This window comes from Synergistota bacterium (assembly GCA_025060595.1).
GTDB lineage: Bacteria > Synergistota > GBS-1 > GBS-1 > GBS-1 > 42-11.
On the sequence record JANXBX010000003.1, the window covers coordinates 42,414 to 55,590 of the forward strand.

General features: G+C 39.9%; 15 protein-coding genes and 1 tRNA gene. 2 read left to right on the forward strand and 14 right to left on the reverse strand.

Going from position 1 to position 13,177, the window contains the following annotated elements; all coding sequences use genetic code 11:
• Window positions 1-10 precede the first annotated feature (10 nt).
• Together NZ900_02630 and NZ900_02635 are read right to left on the reverse strand one after the other, a co-directional pair.
• Entirely contained in the window at window positions 11-1,225 is a 1,215-nt protein-coding gene (locus NZ900_02630) for a hypothetical protein (GenBank protein ID MCS7232990.1), read from the reverse strand.
• A 178-nt stretch (window positions 1,226-1,403) separates the two neighbouring features.
• Window positions 1,404-1,478: transfer RNA gene (locus NZ900_02635), tRNA-Gln, on the reverse strand.
• A gap of 145 nt (window positions 1,479-1,623) precedes the next feature.
• Between NZ900_02635 and NZ900_02640 the strand changes: the two genes are divergently transcribed.
• Window positions 1,624-2,478 (forward strand): hypothetical protein, encoded by an 855-nt coding sequence (locus tag NZ900_02640; protein MCS7232991.1) that lies wholly within the window; start codon window positions 1,624-1,626, stop codon window positions 2,476-2,478.
• 25 nt (window positions 2,479-2,503) lie between these two features.
• Here the strand turns inward: NZ900_02640 and NZ900_02645 are convergent, their stop codons facing one another.
• From NZ900_02645 to NZ900_02675, 7 genes are all read right to left on the reverse strand, one after another.
• Complete coding sequence (locus NZ900_02645; GenBank protein MCS7232992.1) at window positions 2,504-3,220, reverse strand: MBL fold metallo-hydrolase; 717 nt, start codon at window positions 3,218-3,220, stop codon at window positions 2,504-2,506.
• A gap of 43 nt (window positions 3,221-3,263) precedes the next feature.
• On the reverse strand, window positions 3,264-4,232 hold the full coding sequence (locus NZ900_02650; protein ID MCS7232993.1) for a GDP-mannose 4,6-dehydratase: 969 nt from the start codon (window positions 4,230-4,232) through the stop codon (window positions 3,264-3,266).
• Window positions 4,229-5,326, reverse strand: coding sequence for a SufD family Fe-S cluster assembly protein (locus NZ900_02655; GenBank protein ID MCS7232994.1), 1,098 nt, complete (start codon window positions 5,324-5,326; stop codon window positions 4,229-4,231). Before NZ900_02655 ends, NZ900_02650 begins: the two co-directional genes overlap by 4 nt.
• The gene (locus NZ900_02660; GenBank protein ID MCS7232995.1) at window positions 5,308-6,051 is read right to left on the reverse strand and encodes an ABC transporter ATP-binding protein; all 744 of its coding nucleotides are present in this window, start codon (window positions 6,049-6,051) and stop codon (window positions 5,308-5,310) included. Before NZ900_02660 ends, NZ900_02655 begins: the two co-directional genes overlap by 19 nt.
• 24 nt (window positions 6,052-6,075) lie before the next feature.
• Entirely contained in the window at window positions 6,076-6,471 is a 396-nt protein-coding gene (locus NZ900_02665; GenBank protein MCS7232996.1) for a hypothetical protein, read from the reverse strand.
• Between the two features lie 379 nt (window positions 6,472-6,850).
• Window positions 6,851-7,429: a sigma-70 family RNA polymerase sigma factor gene (locus NZ900_02670; GenBank protein ID MCS7232997.1), complete on the reverse strand. Its 579-nt coding sequence runs from the start codon at window positions 7,427-7,429 to the stop codon at window positions 6,851-6,853.
• A gap of 2 nt (window positions 7,430-7,431) precedes the next feature.
• On the reverse strand, window positions 7,432-8,466 hold the full coding sequence (locus NZ900_02675; GenBank protein ID MCS7232998.1) for a hypothetical protein: 1,035 nt from the start codon (window positions 8,464-8,466) through the stop codon (window positions 7,432-7,434).
• A 73-nt stretch (window positions 8,467-8,539) separates the two neighbouring features.
• Between NZ900_02675 and NZ900_02680 the strand changes: the two genes are divergently transcribed.
• Entirely contained in the window at window positions 8,540-8,875 is a 336-nt protein-coding gene (locus NZ900_02680) for a cupin domain-containing protein (protein ID MCS7232999.1), read from the forward strand.
• 24 nt (window positions 8,876-8,899) lie between these two features.
• Here the strand turns inward: NZ900_02680 and NZ900_02685 are convergent, their stop codons facing one another.
• From NZ900_02685 to NZ900_02705, 5 genes are all read right to left on the reverse strand, one after another.
• Complete coding sequence (locus tag NZ900_02685) at window positions 8,900-9,460, reverse strand: hypothetical protein (protein ID MCS7233000.1); 561 nt, start codon at window positions 9,458-9,460, stop codon at window positions 8,900-8,902.
• A 76-nt stretch (window positions 9,461-9,536) separates the two neighbouring features.
• Window positions 9,537-10,895 (reverse strand): dihydrolipoyl dehydrogenase, encoded by a 1,359-nt coding sequence (gene lpdA, locus NZ900_02690; protein ID MCS7233001.1) that lies wholly within the window; start codon window positions 10,893-10,895, stop codon window positions 9,537-9,539.
• Window positions 10,896-10,901: 6 nt separating this feature from the next.
• Window positions 10,902-11,399, reverse strand: coding sequence for a 3-isopropylmalate dehydratase small subunit (locus tag NZ900_02695; GenBank protein ID MCS7233002.1), 498 nt, complete (start codon window positions 11,397-11,399; stop codon window positions 10,902-10,904).
• A gap of 3 nt (window positions 11,400-11,402) precedes the next feature.
• Window positions 11,403-12,665 (reverse strand): 3-isopropylmalate dehydratase large subunit, encoded by a 1,263-nt coding sequence (locus NZ900_02700; GenBank protein MCS7233003.1) that lies wholly within the window; start codon window positions 12,663-12,665, stop codon window positions 11,403-11,405.
• A gap of 7 nt (window positions 12,666-12,672) precedes the next feature.
• The gene (locus NZ900_02705) at window positions 12,673-13,176 is read right to left on the reverse strand and encodes a 3-isopropylmalate dehydratase small subunit (protein ID MCS7233004.1); all 504 of its coding nucleotides are present in this window, start codon (window positions 13,174-13,176) and stop codon (window positions 12,673-12,675) included.
• Between the last annotated feature and the right edge of the window lies 1 nt (window position 13,177).

The window sequence follows — 13,177 nt, forward strand, 5'->3', positions numbered from 1 at the left end:
CACTTCCTCCTTACTTCAAGGGTTGAAAAGTTTCCACTATAGAGTTAAAAGTTCCTAAGAAACGCTGATAATCGTTAAGCATCGCCTCAAGATTTATAACATATGCCAAGTTTTTCGAGACATAATAATACTGCTCTACATAAAGAGGAATTTGCTGACCCGTCGGGGCCGTCACATTAGCAGTAAAAACCCTTTTTATAAACTGCTTTCCCCTTATATTCACAACATTCTCAGAATATTTCTTATAGCCAGGGAATTTTACTAAAAAGTTCGCCTCCACAGCAGCCGCATAAGCCTGGAGAGAGTATCCAGCAGGAATAGTTTCAACAACAACACTAAAATCAGCGATTACCTGATTTCTTTCAACGCACACGTAGTTTACATACGGCGTCCCAGCAGGAATATTGGGATTCGGTGTTGGGTTAAAAAACCAACTAGGAGGTATACCAATCGAGAAATACCCGTACGGATCAGTATAACTCATCCATCCAGAAGGTAAAGCTGGAGCTGGCGTAGGTGTCGGTTGTGGAACTGGCGTAGGCATTGGCTGTGGAGCTGGCGTAGGCGTTGGCTGTGGAACTGGCATTGGTGTCGGTTGTGGAGCTGGCGTAGGCGTTGGCTGTGGAACTGGCATTGGCGTTGGCTGTGGAGCTGGCATTGGCGTTGGCTGTGGAGCTGGCATTGGTGTCGGCTGTGGAGCTGGAACAGAAGCAAATTTAACGCTTCCTAATATCCTTTCAAAAACGGATTTATATTTAGGATAAATGGCTTCCTCTACCGCAGTCACAAATACAAAAGCCGAGCTTTGGCTTTTACCGTAATAAATGGTAAATATTCCCTTAATGCCCTTTTCTGTGACAAAGGAATAAACTTCTCTTATAGCCTCGACATTGTCTTTCAAAAAAAGGTTTCCCTTCTCCATAAGTTGAAGCTGAGATGTTACGTTCATCATCTCCTTAAATGTTTCAATAGCTGATTCTCTTTCTTCATTAATATTAACCCCCGGTTCAAGAGCGAATATTAAAATAACAGCTTTTTCCCCAGTTCCAGGACTAATAAAGACCAATCCATCTTCAATCTCTTCCTCAACACTCCAAGAAGGCGGTAAATCAACAATAATTCTACCACTAAGCAATGACTTACTAACAAAATCCTGAGACAGAGCTGAACCAAACAAAATAAAAATGATACACAAGCTAACAAAGATACCTAAACCTCTTTTCATTCAGCAACACCTCCCCCTCTATGAAAACAATTTTAACATAAAATTTATTTCAAAAAAATAAAAACTATCAATTTTCATTAAAGTAATTTTCCACTTTTATCCCATTCCTCCTTAAATAGCCCATATACCGCTATGGCTACCCACAGAATACCAAATTCCCGGCTCTTAAAAATAAAAATGGCTGGGGTGGCTGGACTCGAACCAGCACTGCCGGATCCAAAGTCCGGTGCCCTGCCACTTAGGCTACACCCCAACCTCTTAAGCAAGAGCTATTATAGCAAAAACCTTATACTTATTCAAGGGATTTATTCTTAATAGATCCTTCACCAACTATTAACATCATGAGAATTATTATGATAAAATAAGTTTAATAAATCTAACAAAAGGAGGGGGAACTCATGAGAAAAAAGGGATTAATAGCGGTCCTCTTAACTTTTATCCTTATCACAGCTAATTTAGCCTATGCAAAGATCAATATAAAGACATTGGCAGAAGAAATAATCCTGATGAGAAACACTCATAAGACCTTACCTCACATTTCGGCAAGATATCCAGATTTCAATCCAGATAAAGCTTACCTAGTACAAAAACTTGTCGTTAATAAGCTCATAGAAACGCATAAAGCAAAAGTGAGCGGATTCAAGGCAGCATTCACAGATCCAGTAAGCCAGAAAAACTTTGGCATGACCGAACCCGCTTATGGAGTTCTATTAAATTACATGGTGCTTGAGGAAAAGGGGACACCGCTTAACATTACTATAACTAAAAAAGCTATTAGACCGATGCTTGAAGTAGAAATTGGCTTCGTGATTAAAAAAGATATAACTAAACCAATTAAGGACTTAAAAGAACTTAAAAACTATATTAAGTCTGCCTTTATAGCTGTGGAAATACCTGATATAAGATTTGACCTCAATGGGTTAAAGGGAAGCGATCTTATAGCAGATGATGCGGGAACATTTTTAACAATAAAAGGAAAAGAATTTGATCCCTTTAAGCTTGACTTATCAAAGATCCAAGCAAAGCTCTACAAAGATGGAAAAATTATATCTATGGGTTCTGGCAAGAATGTGCTAGGAAATCCTCTCAATTCATTACTATGGGTGGTGAATAAAGCTATCTCCCTCGGAGAAAAAGTAAAGAAGGGGGACATCATTATAACTGGTACAATGACTAGAATGGTTCCCGCACAACCAGGAAAGTACGTAGCATTATGTGAAGGAATTGGAACCCTCAAATTCAACCTTAAATAGAAAATAGGGGGGGCAACCACCTCCCCTAAAATTCTATTTTCATTCCATCAGATGCAGCCTTCACATCCACTCTTACTTGCTTAGAAATCTCCTCTGCTAGCACCCAAGGTTTATCAAATAGCATGCCTCTACCGAAGTGTGTTAGAATAGCCATTTGGGGTTTGGCTTCATGAATAATCTTAAAAGCATCGTCTAAGGAAAGATGATCTATATCTTCTCTTTTCTTGCGAAGAGTTACACTCAAAACCATCAAGTCCGCTTTAAACCTAAGAGGTAAATTTTCAAAAAACTTCGTATCCATAATGATAGAAACTTCTTTTTCCCTATTAGAGGAAAATCTTAAACCGAATGTTTCAACACCATGATGAATAAGAGGTATGGCATCTAAAGCGAAACCATCAAATTCAAACTTCCCCTCTTTAAGAACTATAAGTCCTTTAAGATAGCTCCTTAAGTACTTTAAAACAACCCTATCTTCACCTTCCAAAGCATCAAAGGGAGCAAGAAGAACACCCCGAGGTGAAAAACCTCCTTCTGTCATTGCCTCTACCATAGTGTTTATATCAGCACAATGATCAAGGTGTCTATGGGAAAGGATTATATAATCCAAAATCGTGGGATCCAGTTTCGGACGACTTTCAAGACACCTCACAAGACAACCAGGTCCCGGGTCAATAAGTATATTCTTATCAGCATAATTAAGCCAAATACCACCAGATGCTCTAAGTTGCTTAAAAACCACGAATCTGGATCCCGCAGTTCCTAAAAACTTTATCCAACCCATTTTAATCAGCAAGATCTATACTTAGAGCCAAATCCAGATTTTCCTGAAACCATCTTATCGTTCTTTTTATACCTTCTTCTATAGGAATTTTGGGACTCCAATTAAGAATTTGACGTGCAAGAGTTATATCAGCCCAAGTCTTTGGAACATCAGCAGGGTGAGGAGGAAGAAAGCGCTTTTTGGCTTCCTTACCTAAACTCTCCTCTATAAGCTTTATGACGTAATTTAACCGTACAGGCCTATCACTACCAAGATTTATACGATGAAAGCCTTCGAGCTTTAGCGCCTTTATTGTACCTTCAGCTATATCATCTACATAAGTAAAATCCCTTTCCTGATTGCCATCTCCATAGATCACTATCTCTTTCCCCTCATATATTAGCCTTATGAATTTAAATATGCTCATATCAGGCCTACCTGCAGGACCATAAACAGTAAAGTAACGTAAAATAGTTATATCCAAATTATAAAGATAATGATAAGAAAAAGCCCAACATTCTGCCCCTCTTTTCGAAGCAGCATAGGGAGAAAGAGGGGTATCAGCTTTTGCAGATTCGGAAAAGGGAAGCTCATTTAAACCGTAGACACTTGAAGTGGAGGCAATTACTACCTTCCTAACGCCAAAAGCTCGTGAACCTTCAAGAATATTTAAGTTTCCAAGCTCATTTGTCTTAAGATAAACCCAGGGGTCTTTTAAGCTCCTTCTTACTCCAGCTCGAGCCGCAAGATTTATAACAGCGGAAAAATCTTTATTTTTAAACAAGGAAAGAACTTCTTCTTCATCGCTTATATCCAACCTCTTAAAGGAAAAACCTTTTCTATCAAGAAGTCTGTTAAGACGCCACTCTTTTAACCTAACATCATAACTATCGTTTAGATCATCTACTCCAAAAACCTCTTCTCCACTCTCTAGAAGGCGCTCTGCAACCTTGCTCCCTATGAAACCAGCACACCCTGTAACAAGAATCAAACCCTTCCTCCTCCAACGGTCAAGTCTATTAATCTATCCATTTCTCTTTTAAGCTCAGTAGGCAAGCCAGGTATCTCAACTTTCATGAAACCCCTAACTATTAGAGATTTTGCCTCCTCTTCACTTAAGCCCCTGGCTTCGAGATACATAAGTTCCTCTTCACTTAACTTGCCAACAGCAGCTTCATGAGAAAGCTCTACATCATCGCGAAAGGCTGTAAGCTCCGGAACCGCACTTATAATGCCACCATCCTCAAGAAGAACACCGTGGCATTCAACATGTCCTCGACAATTGACACCTATGCCTTCAAGGCTAGCACGAGATATAACTTTACCACCTGCGCTAACAGCCCTTGATATAGATTCTCCTTTAGAATTTTCTCCCTCAAGAATAATTCTAGAACCTATATCTACAAAAGCACCTCTTGGAGCATATATAACGGAGAAACTCCTCGCAATACCATTTTTCTTAACTATAATCCTTGGATAAGCTTTAACGATTTTAACCTCCCTTAAAGTGACATAATTAGATATATACACTCCTCTCTCTTCAACTAAAATTGCACTTTTAGGGAAAACCTCAACCTGAGGCGCCCAGGAGTGAAACATACTATAGCTTAAGGTAGCTCCTCTTTCGATAAAGATTTCAGTAACAGCATAATGAGTACCCGAGGAAACATGAGAGGAGGTTAAACAGCCAGTTATAATATGTACTTCGGAACCTTCTTCTGCAACTATTACATTATGCACTATTTGAGAGAAGGCTTCGCTTCTCAATATATAACAAGCCTGCAAAGGAAAAAAAACTTTGCTTCCTTTTCTCGCTCTTGCAAATAGTCCTTTTAATGGAACGCTATTAACTTTTTTTGTTACCTCATCTTCTTCAGGAGAAACAAGCTTCCAGAAGTATTTCTCTCTAACCTCAGGCAAACGCTCAATAGCCTCCCCGATAGGCATGACATCAAGGCCGGTTTCCCTAACCATCGCAAGAAGAATCTGATCATCACTTAACGCAAAGCTGGCTGCTTTGTTTTCTGCATGAGGATCAAAACCAAAGCTTTTTATCTTTTCATCTGTTAAAAGTTCCCTTTGCATATTTCACACTCCTTATATCCTTGTTCTCTAATCGTGGCAAGAATATCCCACGGATTCTTGTTACAAATTAATTTCCCATCCACAAGAACATGAGCTTTATCAACCTTAACGTAATCTAAGAGATAACCCGTATGAGAAACTATAAGAGCACTCTTACCACAGCTCTTTGTGTGCTTTTTAACACAAGATCCTCTCTCCAGAAGCCTATTTATAGCCTCACCTATAAGAGCTATACTCTCAAGGTCAACCCCAGATTCCGGCTCATCAAACATTACAAACTTGGGATTTTGAGCAAAAAGTTGAAGAAGCTCTGACCTTTTCCTTTCACCTCCTGAAAATCCCTTATTTATCTCTCTATTGGCATGCTCTTCAAGCCTTAAAAAGGAGTAAAGATCATCTGAAAAGCCATCACCACCAGAAAGAACTTTAATCAAATCCTTAAGCTTTACGCCTTTAACAGCAGGAGGAGTTTGAAAAGCCATACCTATACCTAACTTGGCTCTTTCCCAAACAGGAAGATCGTTTATAACTTTACCATAAAACCTTATCTCCCCTTTAATTATTTTACAATTAGTAGAACCCATTATAGTCATAAGAAGCGTTGTCTTACCGCTACCATTAGGCCCAAATAAAATATGCACTTCACCCTCTTCTATCACAAGATTAATACCTTTAAGTAGGGGTTTTCCTCCTACCTCAACCCAAAGATCCTTTATTTCAAGCAAGCTTATCAACCTCCCAAGGGAATATTATATCATAGTGGCAATAATCCCCCCCAATCCATATATCATTAAAAAGTTGAAAAGCACTCTAAAGTAGAAGCTATCAAAGAGAAATATGAAAAGAAAAAGTAAAGGTATCATCCCTAATATAACAAGGAATGGTTCGTCTAAATTAGAAATTTTAAAAATAGAAGCGATCTTATCTCCTAAGGCCGAAAAGAAGCCAGATAACCCCAAAATCGCAGGAACAAAGATAACGCCTAAAGCAAAAGGCTTATAATAGGGCGGGATCAGAAAAAAGGGAATAAGAGCAGAACATCCTAAAAGAACAGAAAGAGGAGCATTTCTCTTCAGTGAGAGCTTCACTCGAGAAACAAATCTAGGTGAAAAGACAGAAACAATTAGCGCTCCCAAACACAACAAAAAACTTATCTCTCGTAAAGAAATAAAGAAATGACGAGGGCTATGATGAGGGATGGGAAAAGGGAATGGGGGACAAATCCCCCCCTTGGGATGTGAAAATCCAAAAGCGGAGGAAATATATAAAACAAAAAAAATATAGAAGCAAGAAAAAGCAATAGAGAAATAAAGAGAAGCCTGTGACTTTTTCTTTGCCTTGACTTTAAATCCTCTTTCCAAGAAAAATTTACCTCCTCATTTTTTGATAGAGCTTTCCAGAGAATATATTCCTCCCACAAATCAGGGAAGCTCTCCTTTAAACGCTTTAAGACTATATCTCGTTCCTCCTGTGAAAGCTTATCCTCCTTAAGAAGCTTAAAAAACCTCTCTGCCTCCTCCCTATTCAGTCACTCATTACCTCCTTTAAAGTTTTAATAGCTCTACTAAAACGCTTTCTAACGCTCTCAACGCTCATTCCAAGCTCTTTAGCTATTTCCTCATGTGTCAAGCCTTCTTTAAACCTAAGGTATATTATAGCCCGAGTATCCTTGGGAAGTTTGGAGAGCGCCTCTCTGAGGGCACTCTCCATCTCCATATCTTCCTCAGAGCTCTCCGTAAGGCTAAGTTCCAATCCTTTATCAGAAAGCTCTTCTATACTCAAGGTTTTCCTCTCTTTTCTCTTCATGCTTAAAAATGTCGTTAACACTATTTTCCTCAACCAAGGTTTAAACGGGTATTCAGAACGATAGGTACCAAGAGAGTTATAAAGTTTCCATAAGCTTTCCTGAAACAATTCCTCTGCCTCATCACGAGAGGAAGCTAAGGATAACACAATGGACTTTAAAAATCCCTGATACCTATAGATCAAGTATTCAAAATATTCATCTTTCATAATAGCAAGTTCCACAACTTGGGCATCAGAAAGCCTATCTAATTCATCAATTTTGGAAAGAATGTTACTCAAAGAAAAAGTTAATTGCAACTTTATAAGCCTCCTCTCGCTGTGACTCTAACGTTCAGCCTACCATAAGGGGTATCTATCCATACATTTGCATGTCTCAACCCGCGAGGAAGGAGAGAACCGTTAACCACTAGACGAAAAGCCCGAGAACCATACGGAGCTATGTAAGCTTCATAAGGATGAACCCTAAGCCAAGGAGCTGTATCTAATACAACAACCCTAACAGAATTAGGAGTGTTATTTCTAACCATAATTCCTCTTTCTTTTACCTCACCATACAAAACAGTTCCAAAATCCACATATGTAGGAGTTACAGTCACAGCGTGATCTGGACGATACCAACCATAAGGACGTTTAGCGACTATTCTTATTTCCACAGGGCCCCAAGGAAAGTAAAGCACAAGGAATCCCTCAAGGATATCAGTCGGGAAATCCTCTATAAAGAAGATCAATGGGAAGTTATAACGACCGAAAGGAGGAATTATAACATAAGGCTGCTGTGGCCTTATCCAAGGTGCTCTAGGTTCCACTCTAACCGTAATAGGGTATGGAAATGGATTAAAAAGCACTATTTCCTTCCTCACCTCTCCAGGCCCAATTTCATCTAACTCTATATAAGTTTCGCTAACACCTCTATTGTAATCTGAGGGTAAAGGCGGCATATCGCCAAATGGAGGAACAACATTCGCACGCCAAGACACATAGTAAATTCCTATATCAGTATTGATAATAACTCTACCACTTTTCTCTCCAGGATGAGTCCCCGTTGCCCTAAAAACTACTCTTATAGAGGCCCTATCCCCAGGACCAAGATAAAGGTTAGTCCTCTCCACACTTAAAAAGGGAGAATATGGTTTTATATTCACCCTTAAGGGATGCGCTCTAAAATTAGCTATATATATCTGACTCGAACGACTCTCTCCCAAACGAACATCTCCAAAGTTCATCAAACTTGGCTGAACAACGATAGGAGATGAAGCTCCATAAGAATCATATACAGGCAAGACAACAATCGCCAAAGTTACTAAGCTCAAACAGGCAAAAATCCTCTTTCTCACCTTTACTCACCTCCTTTTCTCAAGCTATTATAATTATTATATAACATTTCCTAGTAAGGAGGATCGAACTAGTATGATAGTCCGAAAAGTGGAAGAGGTGAAACCCCTTGAAGTAAATGAAGAAGCTGAAGGTGTTAAAATCAAGGTTCTCATTGGCGAAGAGGAGGGGGCTCTTAATTTTATAATGAGATATTTTTCTATTAGTCCCAAAGGTAGCATTTCCTATCATGCTCATGACTGGGAACACGAAATATTCGTACTACATGGAAGAGGTGTAATACGTGGAGAAAACGCACTTTACGTAGTGGAACCTGGAAGCTTTGTATACATACCCCCAAAGGAAAAACATTCTTTCGAAAATCCATTTGAAGAACCCTTCGAATTCCTCTGCCTTATACCGAAAGGGTGAGGGAGTCCCCCTCACCCTCCTATCTTAAGGCTTCCTAAATTTCTGAAGCTCTTGAAACAACTTTCCTTTAATTTCCCATTCTTTTTTAAGTAGAACAGATGGATCTACACCGCTTTTCCACAGGTACAAAGGAGGATTATCCCTCAAATCCTTTACGACTTCTTCAAGGTCCTTATTTAAAATTAAGGATACAGCTACAGCTTTCAATAGCAAGCGTGGTAACATCGGATATTTCTCCAACACGCTCTGAAGCTTTTCAACCGGGATCCCGGAAACCTTTGAAAGAGCCTCTACCTTTTCCTTAAAATAAGGGGCATATTCTCCAAAAGCTCTGTGAGGCCCAATACCATAACCTCTGAACCATGCCTTTGGACCCCAAACGTGACAAGGAACACTATAGGGGCTTCCCATCTCCCAAGGAGCAGGATATCCCCCCATATAAGGAGAAGGGCCCCAATATCCCCTATCGAACCCCGGACCTACACCAGACCCTTCACAAGGAACCCTCCAAAAGTATGCTAAAGCTACCCCTCCAACGCTCAATACCACAAAGATTGCTAGTAAAAGTAACTTTATATTCTTCATTTAACGTCACCTCCCACTTGCATATACGCAAGTGGGAGGCTAAACGTGACAGCAACATCCTTAGCATTTAAAAATCCTAAAGATGAATAGGCTTATCTACAGCCCCCTCAAAGGCACCTAATATTGCCTCAGATAGCGTAGGATGAGGGTGAACAGTTAGTGATAGATCCTCCGCCTTTAATCTAAATCTAGTAGCGATGATACCCTCCATAATAAGCTCGGTAGCCATAGGTCCAACTACAGAGAAGCCTACAACGATTCCCTTTTCATCCACTATAACCTTAACAAACCCTTCTTTCTCCTCAATTGTTCGAGCTCTTCCATTAGCTGAAAAAGGATATTTAAAGACCCTATACTTTTTGTCACTTAAATCTCTTTCCCTCATCCCTACAGAAGCAACCTCAGGGTAAGAGAAGATAACAGATGGAATTGCACTGTAATCCATCTCCCTTCCAATATTAGCTATATTGTAAGCCGCAATGACCCCTTGCATCATAGCAACATGAGCAAGCATAAATCCACCAGTTATGTCCCCAACAGCATATACATTAGGAAGGTTCGTTTTCATACGAGAGTCTACTTTAACCCCACGCTCTGCCTCCAAACCAACCTCCTTAAGGTCATCGCTTACCCTAGGAGTTCTACCAATACTAACTAAAACTTTATCAGATTTCCCGTCCACTAAGCCTGAAGGTGTCTCTAACCTCCAGGAGAAAACTCCAGAATGATCTTTAGTTAAAGAAACAACTTTCGAGGACTCATATACTTTAACGGCCCTTTTTTGAAGAGATTTTTTAACTTCAAAGGCTATATCTCCGTCTTCCAAGGGAAGAATATGCTCAAGAATCTCAACAAGAGTAACCTCAACTCCGAGAAGAGAAAAAAGCGTTGCAAACTCTACTCCTATGGCCCCAGCTCCTACTATTAATATTGAAGAAGGTAAGCTTTCCATAGAAAAAACATCATCACTCGTCCAAATGCCTTCAACCTTGTCAAAAGGTGAAAAAAGACGAGGAACTGAACCATTTGCTAAAACTATGTTTCTTGCCTCAAAAACTTCTCCTGTCTCCTCTATTTCAATTTTCCAAGGTTCGAGAAAATAAGCAGTCCCCTTTTTAAGCTCTACACCATTTTTCTTAAAAAGATACTCTATTCCTTTCCTTGACATCATAACAACCTTATTCATATGATCCTTCAGAGCCCTCAAGTTCAATGAAGGATTTGCTTCAACACCAAGCTTACTTCCCTTTTCTTTAGCGCTCCAGTAAAGCTCAGCTCCTGAAAGCAATGCTTTAGTTGGAATACACCCTAAGTTGGTGCAGGTTCCCCCAAGCTCACCTTTCTCAACCACAAGAACCTTTCTCCCAAGCTGAGCCAACTTAACAGCACAAACGTACCCCCCAGGACCAGCCCCAATAACTATAGCATCATACACTCTACCTCACTCCTTACCAATCCTTCTCTTTATATGAGGGATCAATCCACCATCTTCAAGTATTCCACGAACGAAATCAGGAAACGGAGGAAAGTTAAATACTCTTCCATCAGGGGTAAAGATTTTACTTTCCTTAAAATCTACCTCTATTTCCTCCCCCTTCTCAACAGCATCGAAAATCTCAGGACATTGAATAACGGGTAACCCTTGATTTATAGCATTCCTATAAAATATTCTGGCAAAACTTTTAGCTATAACGGCTCCTACTCCTAAAACCTTAAGGCAGGTAGCTGCTTGTTCCCTTGAACTACCACATCCAAAGTTTTTACCGGCAACTATAATATCACCGCTTTTCACCTCTTTAGCAAAGGATGGATCGAGGTCCTCTAAAGCATGCTTCGCCATCTCCAGCGGGTCAGAAACAACGTAAGTGTACTTTCCAGGGAAAATAACATCAGTGTTTATGTCATCTCCATACTTCCAGACCCTTCCTTTAACTCTCAAAGTTTAAAGCACCTCCCTTGGATCGGTTATTACACCCTTTAAAGCAGAAGCCGCTACAGTGGCAGGGCTCGCAAGGTATATCTGAGATTCCGGATTTCCCATCCTTCCCTTAAAGTTCCTATTAGCCGTGCTTATACAAACTTCACCCGAAGCAAGTACACCCAAATGATTTCCCATGCATGGACCGCATCCAGGTGGAGCTATTATAGCTCCAGATTCTATCAAGATCTCTATTATTCTCTCCTTAATAGCCTCTTTATAAACTTTCCAAGAAGCCGGTATAACTATAAGCCTCACTCCCTTGGCTACTTTATTACCCTTCAATATCGACGCCGCTATTTTAAGGTCATCAAGCCTACCGTTAGTACACGTTCCGATTAAAGCCTGATCTATCTTTACTCCTTCGAGATCTTTAACAGGGGAAACATTATCGATATTATGGGGTTTAGCTATTAGGGGTTCGAGTTTAGACAGATTATACCTTAAAATCCTTTCATAAGAAGCATCTTCGTCTGGTTTTATAACCTCGAATTCACTCTTTGCTATATCTTCAATATAAGACAGGGTCTTTTCATCAGGTTCGATAAAACCATTTTTAGCGCCCATCTCTATAACCATATTGCACAGCGTCATCCTCTCAGAAATAGACATATTACGAATTGCGCTTCCACTAAATTCCACCGATTTATAATCAGCTCCATCGGCCCCAAGATCACCTATTATCCTTAATATGAGATCCTTTGCATAAACACCTTCGGGGAAAACCCCCTCCAGATCTATCTTTATGCTCTCTGGAACCCTAAACCATATTTCTCCCAGGGCCCAAACGCCAGCCATTTCACTTCTTCCTATACCTGTGGCAAAAGCACCAAAAGCTCCGTAAGTACACGTATGAGAATCGCTACCAACTATCACATGACCAGGTAAGGCAAATCCCTCTTCACAAAAAACCTGATGGCAAACGCCCCCATCTGAATTTACATCATAGAAATACTCGATACCTTGTTCCGCAACAAACCTTCTTATCTGCTTATGATTATCCGCATGTTTATCAGTAGGAGCGGGAACAGCATGATCTAAAACAATCACTATCTTCTTGGGGTTCCAAACTTTCTCAAGCCCTATAGATTTAAAAAGCTTTATTATAGCAGCAGCGTTATCGTGGGAAAGAGCTCTATCAGGTTCAACAGTAACAACGTCACCAGGTTTAACCTTTAATAAACCAGCCTTTTTAGCGAGGATCTTTTCAGCGAAAGTCATTCCCATCTTAAAATCACCTTTCTATTAGAGATTGAATATACTCTATAAGACCACCCTTTTCCATTATTTCTTTCTCGAGCCCCGAAATCGGATTAGCTTGAAACTCTTCCCCTGTAGAGAGGTTTCTTATCCTCCCAGTTTCAGGCTCCACCTCTATTTCATCTCCAGTTTTAACCTTCTTTGAAATTCCTGGACATTCAAGAACAAGAAAGCCATTGTTAATTGCATTTCTATAGTATATTCTCGATATACTTTCAGCTATAACCCCAGATATCCCAAGATACTTAAGACACAACACAGCATGCTCACGCGAACTTCCAGAACCAAAATTTCTACCAGCAACAACGATATCACCTGGCTTTACCCTTTTAGAGAAATCCTCCATACCAGGAACGTACTCCATAGCATGTTTGGCCATCTCACTAGGATCGGTCAAAGGTAAATACTTTCCATGATATATTAAATCAGTATCTATATTATCACCAAAAACCCAAGCTCTTCCCCTTAATACAGCCATA